This window comes from Mesorhizobium sp. WSM4976 (genome assembly GCF_029625685.1).
In the GTDB taxonomy this organism is placed as follows: Bacteria; Pseudomonadota; Alphaproteobacteria; order Rhizobiales; family Rhizobiaceae; genus Mesorhizobium.
The window spans coordinates 79302-97309 of the sequence record NZ_JARTVT010000012.1; the positions used below are offsets into that span (position 1 = coordinate 79302).

Here is an 18008-nt window from a genome sequence, read left to right on the forward strand (position 1 = left end):
AAAGGTGAAACGCACTGGCCTTGGCCGCGAGCTTGGCTAGGATGATGAACGCTTGCCGTCACCGGGCGGCGAAAGGCGCGGGGGAGCCATGAAGAGACCGATCGACAGGCTGCCGGCGATGCCGGTTTGCGATGCCTGTTTCGCCAGGCTCCGGGATAGCGGCGCCGGCAAGCGGTTGCGCGGCGAGGAGCGCGGCGCCTGTGGCTGCTAACACTCTTGTCCTTTTCGTCTCGGCTCTCGTGGGTGCGGGCGCAATCGCCCTCATTGCGCTCGTCCTGCGTCGGCGCCGCAAGCGCCGCAAGCTGCGCCGCAGCGCCGACCCTTCGCGGGATTATCAGGCACGAGCCGACTGGTCCGTCAGCGGCCACGCGCTGAACTACTCGTCCTTCGTCTTCATGGATGTCGATGGCGACGGCAGATTCGGCGAGGCCGACCGGCCGATGGGCGGCATTCTCGTACGGGTGTCCGACCACAAGGGCGCGTTCATCACCTCGGCCCGCACGAACAGTTCCGGCTTCGCTAACTTCCTGATGTCGACCCGGAAGCGCTGGGCAAGCCTACGCGCGCCTGGAACATATCGGTTTTCGGTGTCCGTCCCCAAGGGATGGCGCGTCAGCACGGGCAATGAGAGCCAGACGTTGCGGCTCGTGGAACTTCCGGGTTCTCCGGCCGGTCTGGTGGGAGAGGATCTGCCGGGACTTGTCGGACTGGTCCCAGGGCGGAGTCTGCGCGGCAGGGTTCCGGCATCGGCGCAGGCGACATTGAAGTTGATGGGCAAGGGTGAACTGCTCCAGACCGTACTGCTCGCGGCAGGCAGCTTTCACTTCGATCTCCCGGATGAGGCCGACACACTTGAGATATCGGGAGCGGATATCGGGCGGCGTCTTGCGCTCTCTCCTTATCCCACCGACCTCGGCGAACTGAGGCCGGGCGCGATCTCCGGCGAGGCCGCTCTGTCGCGGATCGGCTTTGACGACGTCACCGCGCTCGACTTCAAGAAAGTGCCCTCCGGCCATGCCGGCCTGGAATGGCGCAACATCAACGCCATCGCGAGAAACTACGTCAAGGAGAGCGAGGGCTATCTCAACGGCAGCACCCGCGGCGACCACGCGGCTTATACCAGCAGCGGCCACCCGGCCGAGTTCGGCAGCGCGACGCCCTTCGGCTTTCATTCGGTCATGCTGACCGCCGCCTGGATAAAATCGGAAGGCGAGGTGGCGCTGATCGAAAGCTGGCTGGGCGACGAACTCGTGGCCAGCGATGAGGTGGTGCTATCGGCGCTGGCGCCTGTCCACTACGCGCCCATGCTCAAGGCTGTGACGCGGGTGCGCGTCTCCACAAAGCACTACTGGCAGTTGGTCCTGGACGATCTTGTGCTGGCGCGCTGACCGACTTGTACGTCACCTTTTTGGCAGGTTCGACCAACCACAATGGGAATTATGCCCCCCGCATTGCCGCCGGAAGCGGCCGCGCCATTGCTAATGGTTCGGCCGATGCGTGTATTATTGCGGCGGCGGCGGCGGGTTGGACAACACCACCGGGGCATTTGCGGCGGTGATCACCCCAAGTCTGCCTTTAAGAACGAATGTAGGCTTCTCGTAGACTTTCTTCATGCCAAGCTCTCCTGCGAAATCCCTGCCGGATGATCCCATAACACCCTGTGCTGTCAACCAATGCGCCTCAAACCGGTTCAGCTATTCTTGGGGATGTGGCTTTCCGCCCACAGTCGTTGGTTGGCCAGTCAGAAAGGTCGTCTAACGAGGCACATGCATCGGTCCTTTGTAATGTCCTGCGCTTAGCCTTGCAAAAAGCTCGGCCATTTCCCTTGCATGGGGAGGTCAGCAGCTTGCGCGCACCGCCATACGCTGGCAGCGCGAAAACTTGCGAAAGCGCTGGCGACATCGATCTCCCCCCTTGCGGGGGAGATGCCCGGCAGGGCAGAGGGGGGTGTGACGGAACGCGACGTTTGGTCGATGCGACCGGTCACGAGCGCAAGGACGAGACATGCCCACCCTCCACATCGTCGAAGCCTCGATCGCCGAACTGCGCCGCGCGCTGGAGCAGGGCACCGTCACCAGCGTCGAGCTGGTCGCGGCCTATCTCAGGCGCATCGCCCATTACGACCGCCACGGCATCACGCTGAACGCGGTCCCCATCCTCAATCCAAAGATGTTCGAGGAGGCGGAAGCGTCCGACCGGCGCCGGCGTGCGGGAAAGGCGCTCGGGCCGCTCGACGGCATCCCTTACACCGCCAAGGACAGCTACATGGCCAAGGGCCTGACGGTGGCGGCCGGCTCGCCGGCTTTCGAGCATCTCGTGGCGAGCGAGGATGCTTTCACCATCGCCAGGCTGCGCGCCGCCGGCGCGGTGCTGGTCGGCCTCACCAACATGCCGCCGATGGCCAATGGCGGCATGCAGCGCGGCGTTTATGGCCGCGCCGAGAGCCCTTACAACAAGGATTTCCTCACCGCCGCCTTCGCCTCGGGTTCGTCCAATGGTTCGGGCACGGCGACCGCCGCGTCCTTCGCCGCCTTCGGGCTCGGCGAGGAAACCTGGTCGTCCGGGCGCGCGCCCGCTTCCAACAATGCGCTCACTGCCTACACGCCATCGCGCGGCGTGATCTCGGTGCGCGGCAACTGGCCCCTGGTGCCGACCATGGATGTGGTGGTGCCGCATACGCGCAGCATCGCCGACATGCTGGAACTGCTCGACGTCATCGTCGCCGATGATGCCGAGCCGCGCGGCGACTTCTGGCGCGTGCAGCCCTGGGTGGATATCCCGAAAGCCTCGACGCTAAGGCCGGTAAGCTACACCGCGCTTGCCGTGCAGGGCGCGCTCAAAGGCAAGCGACTCGGCGTGCCGAAAATGTATATCGGCAACGACGAGGGCACCGACCGGCCGATCGAGACGCGCGCCTCGGTGCTGGAGCTCTGGCGGCAGGCGGCGCGCGACCTGGAATCGCTCGGCGCCGAAGTGGTCGAAGTCGATTTCCCTGTCGTGTCCAATTACGAGCGCGATCGTCCGGGCGCGCTGTCGATGGTCGATCGTGGCCTTGTGCCGCCGGAATTCGCCGAACGCGAAATCTGGGACCTGTCCATCTGGTCGTGGGACGACTTCCTGCGCGCCAATGCCGATCCGGCCGTCCCCGATCTTGCTTCGGTCGACGGTGCAAAGATCTTCCCGCAGCCGCCGGGCACGTTGCGCGACCGTTATGGCGAGGCCGATCTCGATCTGGCGCAGTATGTCGAGCGGGCGAAGCAGGGTGTGGCGCCGCTCACTGCCGTTCCCACCCTCGAGGAAGGACTGAAAGGCCTGGAGGCAACGCGCCGCGTCGACTTCGAGGACTGGCTCGATGCCAACATGCTCGACGCCATCGTGCTGCCGGCGGTCGCCGATGTGGGGCCGGCCGATGCCGACGTGAACGATGCTTCCGCCCGGCTCGCCTGGCGCAACGGCACCTGGGTCGCCAACGGCAATCTGGTCTGGCGGCATCTGGGCATCCCGACGGTGACGGTGCCGATGGGCACCATGGCCGATATCGGCATGCCGGTCGGCCTGACCTTCGCCGGCAAGGCCTATGACGACACGATGCTGCTGACGATGGGCGGCGACTATGAGCGCGCGACGCGGCGCCGCACCGTTCCGCCGCGCACGCCTGCGCTGGTGGACGATGTATTTGCGGCGGGCAGCGATGTGATGAGTGGTGCCGGCGATGCGCCGTTTGTCTTGAAGCTGACTGCCGAAACGGTCAACGCCGGTGACACCGACGAGATCACCATCGCGCTGGAGATCGAGGCGGGCAGGCCGGAGGCGGGCGTGAAAGTCCACGTCAACGGCGAGCCGGTGATCATGCAGGCCAGCGGGAACCGCTACACCGGCCGGGTCATAGTGCCGGCCGCGACGCATCAAGGTTTCCACAGCGTCTGGCGCGGTTCCTATGGCTCGATCGTCACGGCCACTGTGAGGATGCCGGACGGGCACGTCGGCGGGGCATATGCCGTGACGGGCGGGATTGGCTGAGGCGCCGAACCTGCCGATCTTCCCCACAAGGGGAAGATTGAGCGCTCAGGCGCCGGCGCTCCCTTCACAAACCACCCGCTACTCCATCCAATCCACCACCAGCGCCACCACTCCGAATGCGGCCCCGGCCGCGCAAACCGCGTTCCAGCCGCCCCAGGCCCAGGCAATGCCGGCCAGCAACGAGCCGAGCGCGCCGCCGATGAAGAAGATGCCGACGAACAGACCGTTGATGCGGCCGCGCGCCTTCGGCTGCAGAAGATTGATGGCGCGGCGGCCCAGCGTCTGGTCGCCGGTCACGCCGACATCCAGCAGCACGGCGCTGGCGCCCATGAGGATGAGCGGCAGCCATGCACCGCCGGTCTTGGCCGCGCCGGCCCATGCCGCGAGGCCGAGCGCCGCGATCAGCACGAGATGGCAGAAAACCGTCGCCGGGCGCGTAAAACCGCGGTCGCCGGCGCGGCCGAATATCGGCGTCACCGCCGCGCCCCCGGCGCCGACCAGCGCGAACAGCGCAATGCCTTTCTGTCCGAGATCGAAAGGCGGGGCGGAGAGGCGCAGCGCCACCGCCGTCCAGAACACGCTGAACGCCGCCATCACCAGGCTCGCCGTGAAGGCGCGGCGGCGCAGCACCGGCTCCTGGCGCAGAAGCCCGACCAGCGAGGCGATGAGCCCAGCATATCGCGCATGCGCTGGCGGTTTCCGACTCGGCAAGGTGAGGCCCAGCAGGATGGCAAGTAGCGCCAGCGCCGCGGCACTGATGCCGTAGAAGGCGCGCCAGCCGAAGGCGTCGGCGACGAGGCTGGCAATCGGACGCGACAACAGGATGCCGATCATCAGCCCGCTCATGACGTCGCCGATGACGCGCCCGTCCTGTCCCGCCGGCGCCATCGAGGCCGCCACCGGCACCAGCACCTGGATGCAGGAACAGGCGGCGCCGAGCACGAACAGCACGGCGAGCAGCGAGTTGGCGGACGGCGCGAACGAAGCGACCGCTGCAGCGAGCACGGCCGCAGCGAGCATGCGCAGCACCAGCGCGCGATTCTCGGTGAGATCCGACAACGGCACCAGGAAGAAAAGCCCGGCGGCGTAGCCGAGCAGGGTCGCCATCGAGACCAGGCCGCTCTCCGATGCTTTAGCGCCCAGCGACGGTCCGATCAGCCCGACCAGCGTCTGCGGCGCGAACAGATTGGTGACGATGATGCCGACCGAGGCGGCGAACAGCAGCGTCTGGGGCGGGGTGATGGTGCTGCCGCCGGTATGTGGCGGCCGTTCGATAAACTCGGCCGTAGCGATCCGCGCATTATCTGTGCCGTTCATGGGGGTGGCCTCGCTGTGCGCATGTTTCGCGGGGACTTTATTGGCAACGATCATAATGCTACAATTGAAACGATCTGATAATCATTATGCGGATTGCGCATGAACATCCATGACCTCGAGGCCTTCGTCGCCGTTGTCGAAACCGGCTCCATCGTCGGCGCCTCGGCGAGGCTCAACCTCACGCAGCCCGGCGTGACGCGCCGGGTTCAGAATCTGGAGGAGCGGCTGGCGACGCCTCTGCTCGACCGCCAGTCGAAGCCGCTCAAACCCACCGCGTCCGGCCGTGAGGCCTATGAACATGGCCGCCGCGTGCTGCGCTCGCTCGAAGACCTGAAGGCGGGCGTCTCGCCGGGCGGCGAGGTGAGGGGCGAGTTCCGCCTCGGCATCATGCCATATCTGTCGACCAGCGCGCTGTCCGAGCCGCTCGACAGTCTTCGCTCGGCCTTCCCGCAACTGACGCTGAAGATCACCTCAAGCCTGTCGCCGCGCCTTGTGGAGCAGGTGCTGCACAGCGAGATCGACGCTGTCGCCGTCTGCCTCGCAGAGGGCGTCGCGCCGCCGCCCGAACTTGTCGGGGAGGATCTCGGCGTCCAGGCGGTGCTGCTGGTGGCCTCGCCAAGCCTCGGCGTGCCGAGGCCCGCCGAGCTCAACGATCTAGCGCGCTACCCATGGGTGCTCAACGAAACCGGCTGCGGCTTCCGCGCCTTCATCCGCCATCGCTTCGAGGCGGCGCGGCTGCCCTTCCAGGTCGGCGTCGAGGCGCAGGGCGCCGACCTCAGGATGTCCTTGGTGGCGCGCGGCCACGGCATCGGCGTCGTCACGCCGGGCGCGCTGTCGGGCAGCCAATGGCGCGACGCAGTCGAGGTGGTCGACTGCCCCGGCTTCAAGCCGCAGGTCCGCTGCTGGCTGCTGCACCGCCCCCCGGCCGGCAGGCTGGCGCGTCCGATCGCGGTCTTCCGCGACGCGCTGGCTGAAGCGCTGAAGGGCCCGATGCCGCTGATGTCGTAGAAGCCAGGCGCCCCCCTTCCCCCCTGACCCTAGAAAAGCGATTTCAACATCTTGGCAAAACGAACTGTCAGAGACTGCAAGAGGGAGGGGGCTGCACCGTCCGTCGAGTTCGCGATCTCCGGGTCTTGCGCCCGGGGCAGGGAGGCGAGCCACGAATCCCAAAACTTCTGCTGCATGGAGACGAACACGGGCATCACATCATAACCTTCGTCAAATATATTGACTAAGTCGCTCTTCTTGGGGCGCTCCCCCGTTTTCACTTTGCAGACCACCAATCCACGACTCATCCCTGTCACGGTGCCTTCAGGGAAAACATTGGCGCTCGCGCCATAACAAAAGGGCAGTATTCCTTCCACTTCGAGCTGCTTGCGGATTTGGCACAGGGCTTCGAAATAGTCGTCTTCCTCGGCAGCGATGACTTTGTTGCGATAGCTGCAGGTGAGCTTGCACCGGGTCCCCACATTGTGCGGTGTGAACACCGCCTGCTCGTCACCTCCCGTGCCTCCTCCGATTAGGAACACGGTGTATTGTTCATCCATTGTCATTCCCCCGATCTCTTGACACCTTAGTTGTGATTGTTTCTGAATACAACCGAAAATTGCATATGATCGCCCGAGTTGCTGCTGCTGGCCCTGCTTCGTCCTTGACCCGCCCCCCGCCCACGCTATCTTCGCGCCATGCCGAACACCGCTCCCTCCGCCGCCGCGCCGCTCATCGTCATCGACCTGCAGACCGGCATGTTCGACGGCCGTTTCGACCCGCCGATCCATGACGCCGACGCCATCGCCGAGCGCACGCGCGTGCTGATCGGCTGGGCGCGCAGGTCCGGCCGCAAGGTGGCTTTCATCCGCCATGACGGGCCGGCAGGCGATCCGCTGGCGCCGGGCGCCTCTGGCTGGCCGGTCTGGCCGCTGCTCGGCCAGGCGGCCGACGAGCCGACCTTCGGCAAGAAAATCGGCAACGCCTTCTCCAATCCCGAACTCGCCGAATGGGTGGCGGGGCAGGGTGCGAAGGACGTCGTGCTCGTCGGAGCCCAGACCGATTTCTGCGTCGCCGCTACCGTCAAGGGCGCCTTGGCCGAGGGCCTGGGCGTCACAGTGGTCTCCGACGCGCATTCGACGCTGGATTCGATCGAGGAGAAGGCGCCCGACATCATCGCCCGCCACAATGACGCCTTTGCCGGCCAGGGCGCGCGCTTGACGACGACGGCGGAGCTGGTTGCGGGCAACAACTGAAGGCCGCATTCCTTCGCGCCCCGCTCTCACACATGTCAGTGAAGCCTCGACCTGAGGACCCCCAACCCAAGGAGGCTATCTTGCCCACCCTCGCTCTCCCCGCCGAAGGAGGCTGCCGCTGCGGCCGCGTGCGCCTGAAAATCTCGGCAAAGCCTCTGCTCACCATGGCCTGCCATTGCACCGGCTGCCAGCGCATGTCGTCCAGCGCCTATTCGCTGAGCGCGGCGATCCCGTCGGAAGGTTTCGAGGTGACGAAAGGCAAGCCGGTGATCGGCGGCCTGCATGGCGCGTCGAAACACTATTTCTGCGGCTGCTGCATGACCTGGATGTTCACCCGGCCGGAAGGGATGGACTGGTTCGTCAACCTGCGCCCGACCATGCTCGACGACCCTGCATGGTTCACGCCCTTCATCGAGACCTGGACGGCCGAGAAGCTGCCCTGGGCGGCGACGCCTGCCGTGCACAGCTACGAAGCGCTGCCCGCCTTCGAGGAATATGAGGGGCTGGTCGCCGAATACGCCGGAGCGCAGAAGTAAAACGGCGACCCTGGGCAAGGTCGCCGTCGGCATTCTGGTCATGGTCGACGCGTCCGTTGGGGGCGCATTGTTGGGGATGTGCTTGGGCGTCCGCGTCGACCACGGCGGCCTCATACCGCAGACCTCACCATGGCACATTTGCCGCCCGCTGAAACTTCCGCGAAAGCGGTATATAGCAGGCGTTGTATTTGCCATCTCCCACAACGGGAGAAGGCAAGGGCGAAACACTTTCTATGCCATGCCGCATTGACCTTGGCATGCCAAGCGACGACCACTGATGCGTTCACTTTCAATGGGATGCATCTTGAACCAGACTCATTTCCTCAACGCCAGGCTCGCCGACGGCACGGTCGCCGATCTCACCGTCGAGGGCGGCCGCTTCAGCGCTGTGGCGCCTGCAGCGAACACGACGCCGCCGACGGACGGCGCCGTCGACCTCGCCGGAAAGCTCGTCCTGCCGGCCTTCGTCGAGGGCCACATCCATCTCGACACCTCTTTCTACGGCGACGCCTGGCGCCCGCACATTCCCTGCACCGACGGTTTCGACGTGCGCGAGCGGGTGGCCTTCCAGATGCGCAACCTCGAGCAGGCAGCACCCATGGCGGAGCGCGCGAAGAACCAGCTCGAGCTCTGTATCGGCCATGGCAGCCTCGCCATGCGCAGCCACGTCATGGTCGATGCCGCGGTCGGGCTGAAGCATGTCGAGACGATCCTCGCCGTGCGGGAGAAATACCGCGACCTGATCGACATTCAGCTCGTTGCCTTCCCGCAGAGCGGCATCCTGTCCTCGCCAGGCACGGCCGGACTGCTCGACGAAGCGCTGAAGCTCGGCTGTGACCTGATCGGCGGGCTCGATCCGGCAAGCTTCGACCGCGATGTGAAGGCCCATCTCGACGTGGTCTTCGGGCTTGCCGAAAAGCGCGGCGCCGGCATCGATATCCACCTGCATGACCGCGGCACGCTCGGCCTGTTCGAGATCGAGGAGATCGTCGCCCGCACCACGGCATCGGGCATGCCGGGGAAAGTCGCCGTCAGCCATGCCTACGCGCTGGGCGACATCTCCGCGGAAGCGCTCGCCAGGGCCGGCGAGAGGATCGCCGCCGCTGGCGTCGCCATCATGACCAACGCCCCCGGCGACCATGCCTTTCCGCCGGTGGCGGCGCTGCGCAAGGCGGGCGTCACGGTCTTCGCCGGCTCAGACAACATCCGGGATTCCTGGTGGCCCTACGGCGATGGCGACATGCTGAACCGCGCCAACATGATCGGCTATCGCTCCGGCTTCTACGAGGATTGGGAGCTGGAAGCCGCCTATGACGTCGTGAGCCATGCCGGCGCCAAGGCGCTCGGGCTCGAAGGCTACGGCATCGCCGTCGGCGCCAAAGCCGACTTTGTCGCGCTCAGGGCCGAGCATATCCCCGAAGCAGTGGTGGCAGTGCCGAAGGACCGCAAAGTCTATCGCGCGGGCAGGGAAGTGGCGCGGGGCGGGAAGGTGTTGGCGTAGCGAAACTAGGCGCGCGCCTGTCCCTCTGGCCGTATGCCGATCCCGCAAATCAGTTTGCACGCATATGTTTCAGGCTGCTCCGGCTTCGTGAGGCAATTCACCGTTCGCGCGCAATCCACCGGTTACAGACGCATTGCAAAAGCGGCGCCGGGTGAAGAGGCGGCACCGGCTTTCCGCTGCTGATTTATGGGGGCTTCATGTTCAAGAACCTTAACCGGATCCGCGCCGCCTTCGCCGAGGCTGCCAAGCGCCGCCGCACGACGCGCGAGCTCAACGAGCTGCCGCCGGAGATTCGCAAGGATATCGGCTGGCCGCAGGCCACCCAGGACGCCGAGATTCGGTTGCCGTTCTGACGCGTGCCAAAGGCGCCGCACCGGGTCGACCGCTTCTCGAGAACTTCGCGCCCACGGCCCCGGCGGCCGCGCAAGGCGGTCCGTCCGGCGCCAGACGGCGGCGCCTTCAGCCTATATTTCCGCAACGACCGTGCCGGACACCGGATCCGTCACGCCGAGATCGCCGCCCAGGTCTTCGAGCATATCGCGGAACGTGTCGAGAACGCCAATCATCATCGGGCGCGCCGCGGCAAGGCTGTCCATGTCGTTCCATTCGCCGAGCATGCAGAATGTGCGCTCGCCGGTCTTGATCAGGGCGCCCTTGCGAAAGCCCTTGGCGTTCAAGTCGACCTTCTTGTGCGCGTCGATGAAGGCCTGCTCCTTGCCGGGCTTGGTGCGAAAGCGGACTACGTTGTAGGCGGTCATGGCATCCTCCGTTCGATGAGACATCAGCCGGCCGGCTTGTAGGCGCCGGCGGCCTTGTTGGCGGCCGCGATCACGGCCTTCATGTCGAGCTCCTCTAGGACGACGAGATCGCTCACCGAGCCGCTCGCGCGCACCGCGAGCGCCATCCCCATTCCGGCAATCTGGTCCGGCACCTCGCCATTGACGATGACGTCATAGAGGCCGCGCGTGAACATCAGGCTGTTCATCCTGCCGCCCACGCTTTCAAACAGCGCCGCGATTGCAGCTTCCCGGTTCGATCCTTGCATCAGCCCCTTGGCGGCATGGGGTTCGTAACTCGCCAGTATGGTAACCTTCATGGGATCCTCCTCCAGATGCCATGTCTCGGGCTGGCCGTTCCTTTGGCCAGCGCGGACTTCCTTCCCTGACATTTGACGTGGTCTGCGGACCGCCCCCGGGGCAACGCGCCAATCGGGCGGTTCGGCTGAAGCATGGCTTCAACTTCGATTAATATGCGCTTTTTCTAATATGACGGCAATCGTCGATGTTCCGGGCCTCGCCCCGGCCGGTTGTCAGCGCAGCCACCACAGGCCGCCGATCACCAACGCGATCGCCAGCGCCACGCCTGCCAGCATCACATAAGAGCCTATCATCATCTCGCGGATGATCTTCTTGATGCTGGCGCGGTCATTAAGGTTGGGGAAGGGCTCGTTCGGCAGCGGGACCCCGAGGAAATCGCAGAGCGGTCCCCAGCCGTCGGTGACCTTGAAGACCAGCAGCCTTTCCGGCGACACCGCCGCCTTAACCTCGTCGATGTAGGCGTTGTAGCGCGCTACTGCCTTGTCGCGGTCGTTCATCACGCCCTTCAGCGTGCGGCCCCAGACCAGCTTGCGCGACATGTCGCCGAACTTGCGTCCGAAGGGCGTCAGCCATTCCAGCACCTTGAACTGCCAGACATTTTCGGTGAAGTAGATCGTGTCGATGGTGCTGTCGTACCAGGCTTCGGCGCCGCGCGGATGCAGCGTCAGAAGCACCTTGGCGCGGGGGTAGGCGGCCATCAATTCCTTCCATACGCAACAGCCTGGATTGTCGACGGTCGCCCGGTAATTCGCGAAGACCTGGTTCCAGTCGTGCTGGCTGCCCGGCTGGCTGTTTGCCACCCTGCGCCAAAAATCCAGATGGCCCTTGTTTGCCTTGTTGATGATGACTTCCTGCATGTGGTAGCTCGCAAAACCGAGCCGGTTCAGTGCGGCGAAAGTCGACCACGTGCCAGTGCGGCCGAAGCCGGCCCCGATGACCTCAAGCGTCATTTGTGCTCCCCATTGGTCCGGATTGATTTTCTCGTGGTTTCCCGGATCCTTGGTTTGATCGTGCGCCCGTCCGCCCGGTCGCGCAATGTTTTTCCATTAGCTTTCGTTGAAATTTCTGGGCCAAATGCCACGTGGACGATGCGCCATGGCCGTTTTGTGTATTCACGCGGGCGATGCGGCCTGATAATAGGTCAACCAAGCTGACCTAAATAGAAGCACTTCGGGAGGTGCGCCTTGACCCTGATGAACCTTCTGGCCTCGCGTTCCTCGCGCATGAAGGCCTCCGAGATCCGCGAGCTGCTGAAGCTGCTCGACCAGCCCGACATCATCTCCTTCGCCGGCGGCATCCCGGATCCGTCGCTGTTTCCCGCGCAGGCCATCGGCGACGCCTACCAGGCGGTGCTGGGAGGCAAGGAGGCGGGGGTCGCGCTGCAATACCAGGTCAGCGAAGGCTACCTGCCGCTGCGCAAATGGCTGGCTGCCTATATGGGCAAGCTCGGCGTTCAATGCGACGAGGGCAATATCTTCATCACCTCCGGCTCGCAGCAGGCGCTCGACTATCTCGGCAAGCTGTTCCTGTCGCCGGGAGATACGGCTCTGGTCACCTGGCCGACCTATCTCGGCGCGTTGCAGGCCTTCAACGCCTACGAACCGCGCTACGACCGGCTGAACCCCGCCGGCGGCAACATGACGCCGGAGGCCTACCGCGCCGCCGCGGCGGCAAACGGCGGCAAGGTAAAGTTCGCCTATCTGGTGCCGGATTTCGCCAACCCGACGGGCAACACGCTGGACGTCAAGCAGCGCGAGGCGGTGCTCGACCTCGCGGGCGAGCTCGACATCGCCGTCATCGAGGACGCCGCCTATCGCGCGCTGCGCTATGACGGCGTGGGCGTGCCGCCGATCCTGGCGCTCGACTGCGCCCGCTCCGGCGGCATCGACAACGCTCGCACGCTCTATTGCGGTTCCTTCTCGAAGATACTGTCGCCCGGCATGCGCGTCGGCTGGGTCTGCGCGTCGCGCCATGTCGTGGAAAAGCTGGTGCTGATGAAGCAGGCCTCCGACCTGCACAGCCCCTCGATCAACCAGATGGTCATGCACCGCGTCGCCGACACCATCTTCGACGCCCAGGTGGAAAAGCTGATCGGCGCCTACCGCAAGCGGCGCGACGCGCTGCTCGGCGCGCTCGAGGCCAATATGCCCGACGACATTTCCTGGAGCCGTCCGGAAGGCGGCATGTTCGTCTGGCTGACGCTGCCGGAAAGCGTCGACGCCACCGAGCTTCTGGCGCGTTCGGTCAAGGAGGCGCGCGTCGCCTTCGTGCCCGGCAACGCCTTCTATGCCGACGGCACCGGCCGCAACACGCTGCGCATGTCGTTCACGCTTGCCGACGACCGCGCGGTGAACGAAGGCGTGCCGCGGCTGGCAAAGCTGCTGCGGGGTTAGGCCTTCAATCACCGCCGTCTCGCGCAGGCGTGATCGGTAGTGCGCAGGCGTGATTGTCCGCGCGGCCCATTCCTCGGCTAGGGTCGCGGCCGATCCAACACCCCCTGGATCGACCCGACCGTGGGGTCCCACCTCCATGGTTCCGAACGAAAGAGCCCCGACGGCCTCCCCCGGCGGGGCTTTTTCATTATCCTGACGCCTCAGTGCGCCGGCTTGCCCTTTTTCGGGCCGGTTTTGCGCTACGCTGCATCGTTCAGGGAGGATCAAATGACCTTGCGCTTCGGCTTCACCATGTTCGCTCTCGTGGCCTTCGCCGGCCATGCGGCCGCCTTCGAGATTTCCAGCCCGTCGGTTTCGAACGGCAAATGGGATGCGAAATATCTCGGCGACAAGGCCGGCTGCGGCGGACAGAACGTCTCGATCGCGCTCGACTGGAAGAACCCGCCGGCCGGCACCAAGAGCTACGCGCTGACCATGTTCGACACGGACGCCAATGGCGGCAAGGGTTTCTGGCACTGGCTGGCCTGGAACATCCCGGCCAGCGCCAAAGGGCTGCATGCAGGCGCAAGCTCCGGCAAAGGCCTGCCGAAGGGCACGGTGCAAGGCAAGGGGAGCGTCGGGCGCGCCGGCTATTTCGGCCCATGCCCGCCGCCCGGCAGCGGCCAGCATCACTATGTCTTCACGCTCTACGCGCTGGGCGAAAAGACCCTGCGCGCGCCGGCCAATCCTTTGCCCGATATGGTCTCGGTCGCCGCCAAAAGCTCCGCGCTGGGCGAGGCGAGCGTGACCTATACGTATGGGCGGTAGCGGAACGCTGGAGACAGCCAATCTCCCCGCAAGGAGGCTTGGAGATCACACATCTTCTGTGACTGATCGGCCGAAGGCTTGATTGCCACGTGGTTCCCCCAATCCGTCGCTGCTTCGCAGCGCCACCTTTCCCCCCGGAGGGAAAGGAAGGGAGCGTTGCCGGATGAGCGTTGACGGCGAAAGGCTTGGCGCCTTTCCTCTACCCCGTCGATCGGGGGAGAGGTGGCTCGGCGAAGCCGAGACGGAGTGGGGGTCGACCGGCACTACATTAGACAATGCATGCGCCAAGCTGCCATGCACGCTGTCGCCAAAACCTGTCGCTTGGAGATGTGTGCATCCCCTGGCGCAAGGAGGGAGATCGGCAGCGTCAACGCTTCACTCCGCCGCTTCGAGCTTATCCTGCGTCTTGGTCTCGAAGTCGCTGGCGTCGTGGCGCTCGCGAAGCTGGAAGGCCGGATCACCTGACACGCGGTTGACCATGCGGCCGCGGCTTACCGCCGGCCTGGCGTCGATTGCGTCGGCCCAGCGCTGCACGTTCTTGTATTCGTGCACCGACAGGAACTGCGCGGCGTCGTTATAGCTGCGGCCCTTGGCGAGGCCGCCATACCACGGCCACACCGCAATATCGGCGATCGTATAGTCGGGCCCAGCGAGATATTCGCTCTCCGCCAGCCTACGGTCGAGCACATCCATCTGCCGCTTGGTCTCCATGGCGAAACGGTCGATGGCGTATTCGATCTTGTGCGGCGCATAGGCATAGAAATGGCCGAAGCCGCCGCCGAGATAGGGCGCGGAACCCATCTGCCAGAACAGCCACGAGAAGGTTTCCGCGCGCGCCGCGCGCTCGGTCGGCAGGAACGCGCCGAATTTTTCGGCGAGATAGGTGAGGATCGAGCCGGACTCGAACACGCGCACCGGCTTCGGCTCGCTGTGGTCCATGAGCGCCGGGATCTTCGAGTTCGGGTTGACCTTGACGAATCCGCTTCCGAACTGGTCGCCGTCGCCGATCTTGATCAGCCAGGCATCGTATTCCGCGCCCTTGTGGCCTAGCGCCAGAAGCTCCTCCAGCATGATCGTAACCTTCTGGCCGTTGGGCGTGGCCAGCGAGTAGAGCTGCAGCGGATGCTTGCCGACCGGCAGTTCCTTGTCGTGGGTGGGGCCTGCGATCGGCCGGTTGATCGAAGCGAACTGGCCGCCATTGGGCTTGTTCCAGGTCCAGACTTTCGGCGGGATATATTGGTCCATCTTGGAAGCCTTGTGCATCGTGAAGGGGCGGCAATCTGCCACGGAATGCCGTTAGACTTAGGTGCCGTTTCGCGCGCGTCAAAGAAAAAAGTTCAATCTTCGTTGAACTAGCGCTTGTGCCAGCATCTTTCCCTTCTCGCCACAAGGGGAAGAAGGGGAAATCCGCCCTTGCGCCACGCTCCTTCGGCCATACTTATAGAAAAAGACCCGCAATGCAGGATGGATCGATGACTATCGAGAAAATTTCGCGCTCCGTCGTTGCCGTGCGCGCCACGGTTCCGGACGACGCTTTCACCGCCAACGCGCTGGGCACGCGCCGCGAGGGCAGCGGCGTGGTGATCCGCGACAACGGGCTGGTGCTCACGATAGGCTACCTCATCACCGAGGCCGAGGAAGTGTGGCTGACCGATCAGGACGGCCGCGTGGTGGCCGCGCACGCGCTGGCCTACGATCAGGAGACCGGCTTCGGCCTGGTGCAGGCGCTGTCGCCGCTCAATCTGCCGGCTGTTCAGTTCGGCGATGCCAGGAAGGCCAATATCGGCGACGCCGTGACGCTTGCCGACGGCATTGGCCAGCAGGTCGACGCCCACATCGTCACCAAGCAGGAATTCGCCGGCTATTGGGAATATCTGATCGACGAGGCGATCTTCATCGCGCCCGCGCATCCGTCCTGGGGCGGGGCCGCGCTGTTCGATCGCGACGGCAAGCTGCTCGGCATCGGCTCGCTGCGCCTGCAGATGAGCCGCGCCGGCGAGGTTGCCGACATCAACATGGTGGTGCCCATCGATCTTCTGACGCCGATCCTCGACGATCTGATCAAGCGCGGTCAGGCGGCGAAAGCGCCGCGCCCGTGGCTCGGCGCCTTCTCGGCCGAGTCGAACGGCATGGTGGTGGTGATGAGCGTCGCCGAAGGCGGCCCGGCAGCCAAAGCGGGGCTGCGCCAGGGCGACATCATCTCCGATGTGCGCGACGGCGAGGTCGACGGCCTGGCTGATTTCTACAGAAAACTCTGGCAGAATCCGGCCGGCGCGGAAATTCCGCTGCGCGTCGTGCGCGACGGCCGGGAGACCTGGCTGCGCGTTAAGTCGGCAGATCGCAATTCCTTCCTGAAGAAGCCGCAGCTGCAGTAACTCCGGATGCATTCAAGGCTGCTGAAGACCTTTCTCGCGGTCGCGCGGACGGGCAATGTCACGCGCGTCGCGCAGGAGGTCAATCTCGCGCAGTCGAGCGTCAGCGACCAGATCCAGGCGCTGGAAACCGAGCTTGGCGCCAGCCTCTTCATCCGCTCGCGGCAGGGGCTCACCCTGACGCCGGCGGGCGAGGCGCTGAAACCCTATGCCGAGAACCTGCTGGCCCTCGCCGATGAGGCGCGCTCCGCCGTCGATGCCACCAGGGCAGGGACGCCCGGCAGCCTGTCGATCGGCGCGCTGGAGACGATCGCCTCGGCAAGGCTGGCTCCATGGCTGGCCGGGTTCCGCGCGGATCACGCCGGCATCGAGATCAAGCTCCGGATCGCCGGCAGCGGCGACTTGCTGCGCCGGTTGGGTGAGGGCGAGATCGACGTCGCCTTCTGCTTCGAGCGGCCGCCTGCACTCGATACCGGCGCATCCGACCAGCGCCTTGCCAGGCGCGTGGTGGCGGTCGAGCCGCTGGCGCTGATCGCGCCGCCCGGCGACAACCATGTGGATGTCGATCTGGCGACGCTGGCCGAGAAGCATTTCGTCGCCACCGAGACCGGCTGCGTCTACCGCGCCATGGTCGACAAGGCGTTCGGCGAAGCGGGGCTTGGCAAGCCAAGGTTGGCCGCTGAAGCGGGCAGCATCGACGCGATTGCCGGACTGGTGGCAGCCGGCGCCGGCTTTGGCCTCGTGCCGCGGCTGGCGGTCGCCGCCGCGATCGAGCGCGGCGAGGTGGCCGAGCTTGCCTGGCCCGGCTCCGTCCGCTCGGCCGACATCGTGATGGTCTGGCGCCGCCGGCGCGTCCAGCCGCCGGCGCTGAAGGCTTTCCTCACCGCTCTAGCCGAGGGTTTTGCACCGGTCACACCAGCCGGTGCCCGCCCTCGACATGCAGCGTCTCTCCCGTCGTGAAGCGGTTGCCGATCAGGAACCGGATGGCATCGGCAATGTCTTCGGGCCGTCCGACCCGGCCCGCCGGCAGACGCCTCGCCATCGCGGCTAGCGTCTCGTTCTTCGCATCGCCCGCGACCAACTCCCAGATCGGCGTGTCCACCCAGCCCGGCGAGACGGCGTTGACGCGGATCGGCGCGAGTTCCACGGCCAATGCTCGCACCAGCCCCTCCAGCGCCGCGTTGACGGCGGCGACCACCGAGCCGCGCGCCGCCGGCCGATAGGCGGCAATGCCGGAAACGAAGGTGAGCGAGCCTGTCGGCGGCAGCTTCGGCGCCCCATGCTTTGCGAGCAGCAGCGGCCCGTAGAACTTGCTCTCCACCACTCGCTGCGCGGCTTTCAGCTCGATTTCCGGCAACAGCCGGTAGGCGCCTTCGATCGCGGCCGCGGTGCTGACGATATGATCGAGCCGCCCGATGCGCTCGAACAGCGCCGCGACCTCATCCTCGCGGCTGATGTCGACCACCGCCGTTTCGAGCGTTCCCGGCCGGCCGAGCCCATCCCGCGCCGCGCTCAACTTCGCTTCGCTGCGCCCGGCGATGATGACGTGCGCGCCTTCCTCGAGACAACGCCTGGCGAGCGCCAGCCCCATGCCCGAACTGCCGCCGACGATCAGGATCTTTTCCATGTCCATGCCTTTCCTGTGCATGGACGGTCATGTGGCAGGCCAACCCGCGAAGCGGAAACGGAAGAAACCGATAGCGGTATCGGAAGGCCCGATGA

At 65.4% G+C, this 18008-nt stretch carries 20 protein-coding genes; 12 read left to right on the forward strand and 8 right to left on the reverse strand.

What is annotated here, in order from left to right; all coding sequences use genetic code 11:
- Window positions 1–88 precede the first annotated feature (88 nt).
- Both P9272_RS16230 and P9272_RS16235 read left to right on the forward strand, forming a co-directional pair.
- Complete coding sequence (locus P9272_RS16230; protein WP_278161281.1) at window positions 89–211, forward strand: hypothetical protein; 123 nt, start codon at window positions 89–91, stop codon at window positions 209–211.
- Window positions 201–1388, forward strand: coding sequence for a hypothetical protein (locus P9272_RS16235; protein WP_278161282.1), 1188 nt, complete (start codon window positions 201–203; stop codon window positions 1386–1388). Before P9272_RS16230 ends, P9272_RS16235 begins: the two co-directional genes overlap by 11 nt.
- A 114-nt stretch (window positions 1389–1502) precedes the next feature.
- On the opposite strand, the gene P9272_RS16240 is transcribed toward P9272_RS16235, so the two are convergent.
- The gene (locus P9272_RS16240; RefSeq protein WP_278161283.1) at window positions 1503–1613 is read right to left on the reverse strand and encodes a putative RiPP precursor; all 111 of its coding nucleotides are present in this window, start codon (window positions 1611–1613) and stop codon (window positions 1503–1505) included.
- Between the two features lie 391 nt (window positions 1614–2004).
- Between P9272_RS16240 and P9272_RS16245 the strand changes: the two genes are divergently transcribed.
- On the forward strand, window positions 2005–4020 hold the full coding sequence (locus P9272_RS16245) for an amidase (protein WP_278161284.1): 2016 nt from the start codon (window positions 2005–2007) through the stop codon (window positions 4018–4020).
- Window positions 4021–4098: 78 nt separating this feature from the next.
- Here the strand turns inward: P9272_RS16245 and P9272_RS16250 are convergent, their stop codons facing one another.
- Complete coding sequence (locus P9272_RS16250) at window positions 4099–5337, reverse strand: MFS transporter (RefSeq protein ID WP_278161285.1); 1239 nt, start codon at window positions 5335–5337, stop codon at window positions 4099–4101.
- A gap of 99 nt (window positions 5338–5436) precedes the next feature.
- On the opposite strand from P9272_RS16250, the gene P9272_RS16255 reads away from it, so the two are divergent.
- Complete coding sequence (locus tag P9272_RS16255; RefSeq protein ID WP_128260473.1) at window positions 5437–6345, forward strand: LysR family transcriptional regulator; 909 nt, start codon at window positions 5437–5439, stop codon at window positions 6343–6345.
- A 29-nt stretch (window positions 6346–6374) separates the two neighbouring features.
- On the opposite strand, the gene P9272_RS16260 is transcribed toward P9272_RS16255, so the two are convergent.
- Window positions 6375–6884: a hypothetical protein gene (locus P9272_RS16260; protein WP_278161286.1), complete on the reverse strand. Its 510-nt coding sequence runs from the start codon at window positions 6882–6884 to the stop codon at window positions 6375–6377.
- Between the two features lie 138 nt (window positions 6885–7022).
- Between P9272_RS16260 and P9272_RS16265 the strand changes: the two genes are divergently transcribed.
- From P9272_RS16265 to P9272_RS16280, 4 genes are all read left to right on the forward strand, one after another.
- Window positions 7023–7580 carry an isochorismatase family protein gene (locus P9272_RS16265; RefSeq protein ID WP_128260472.1) on the forward strand — a complete coding sequence of 186 codons (558 nt, stop codon included), beginning with the start codon at window positions 7023–7025 and terminating at the stop codon, window positions 7578–7580.
- 80 nt (window positions 7581–7660) lie between these two features.
- Window positions 7661–8116: a GFA family protein gene (locus P9272_RS16270; protein ID WP_278161287.1), complete on the forward strand. Its 456-nt coding sequence runs from the start codon at window positions 7661–7663 to the stop codon at window positions 8114–8116.
- Window positions 8117–8408: 292 nt separating this feature from the next.
- Entirely contained in the window at window positions 8409–9617 is a 1209-nt protein-coding gene (locus tag P9272_RS16275) for an amidohydrolase family protein (RefSeq protein WP_278161398.1), read from the forward strand.
- Between the two features lie 197 nt (window positions 9618–9814).
- Window positions 9815–9970, forward strand: a complete 156-nt coding sequence (locus P9272_RS16280) for a DUF1127 domain-containing protein (protein ID WP_128260470.1) — start codon at window positions 9815–9817, stop codon at window positions 9968–9970.
- Between the two features lie 111 nt (window positions 9971–10081).
- Here P9272_RS16280 and P9272_RS16285 read toward each other — a convergent pair whose 3' ends face one another.
- The 3 genes from P9272_RS16285 to P9272_RS16295 all read right to left on the reverse strand — a co-directional run bounded on the left by P9272_RS16285 (window position 10082) and on the right by P9272_RS16295 (window position 11664).
- Window positions 10082–10375: an antibiotic biosynthesis monooxygenase gene (locus P9272_RS16285; protein ID WP_128260469.1), complete on the reverse strand. Its 294-nt coding sequence runs from the start codon at window positions 10373–10375 to the stop codon at window positions 10082–10084.
- 23 nt (window positions 10376–10398) lie between these two features.
- On the reverse strand, window positions 10399–10713 hold the full coding sequence (locus P9272_RS16290) for a GYD domain-containing protein (protein ID WP_128260468.1): 315 nt from the start codon (window positions 10711–10713) through the stop codon (window positions 10399–10401).
- 213 nt (window positions 10714–10926) lie between these two features.
- Window positions 10927–11664, reverse strand: a complete 738-nt coding sequence (locus P9272_RS16295) for a sulfotransferase family protein (RefSeq protein WP_128260467.1) — start codon at window positions 11662–11664, stop codon at window positions 10927–10929.
- Window positions 11665–11907: 243 nt separating this feature from the next.
- Between P9272_RS16295 and P9272_RS16300 the strand changes: the two genes are divergently transcribed.
- Together P9272_RS16300 and P9272_RS16305 are read left to right on the forward strand one after the other, a co-directional pair.
- Complete coding sequence (locus P9272_RS16300; RefSeq protein WP_278161399.1) at window positions 11908–13107, forward strand: PLP-dependent aminotransferase family protein; 1200 nt, start codon at window positions 11908–11910, stop codon at window positions 13105–13107.
- A 267-nt stretch (window positions 13108–13374) separates the two neighbouring features.
- Window positions 13375–13914, forward strand: a complete 540-nt coding sequence (locus tag P9272_RS16305) for a YbhB/YbcL family Raf kinase inhibitor-like protein (RefSeq protein WP_278161288.1) — start codon at window positions 13375–13377, stop codon at window positions 13912–13914.
- Window positions 13915–14289: 375 nt separating this feature from the next.
- On the opposite strand, the gene yghU is transcribed toward P9272_RS16305, so the two are convergent.
- Window positions 14290–15159, reverse strand: a complete 870-nt coding sequence (gene yghU, locus P9272_RS16310; RefSeq protein WP_128260464.1) for a glutathione-dependent disulfide-bond oxidoreductase — start codon at window positions 15157–15159, stop codon at window positions 14290–14292.
- Window positions 15160–15386: 227 nt separating this feature from the next.
- On the opposite strand from yghU, the gene P9272_RS16315 reads away from it, so the two are divergent.
- Entirely contained in the window at window positions 15387–16289 is a 903-nt protein-coding gene (locus P9272_RS16315) for a S1C family serine protease (RefSeq protein WP_112130429.1), read from the forward strand.
- 6 nt (window positions 16290–16295) lie between these two features.
- Window positions 16296–17246 (forward strand): LysR family transcriptional regulator, encoded by a 951-nt coding sequence (locus P9272_RS16320; RefSeq protein ID WP_278161289.1) that lies wholly within the window; start codon window positions 16296–16298, stop codon window positions 17244–17246.
- On the opposite strand, the gene P9272_RS16325 is transcribed toward P9272_RS16320, so the two are convergent.
- Complete coding sequence (locus P9272_RS16325) at window positions 17197–17934, reverse strand: SDR family oxidoreductase (protein ID WP_278161290.1); 738 nt, start codon at window positions 17932–17934, stop codon at window positions 17197–17199. The two genes, P9272_RS16320 and P9272_RS16325, sit on opposite strands and share 50 nt — an antisense overlap.
- Window positions 17935–18008: the final 74 nt, after the last annotated feature.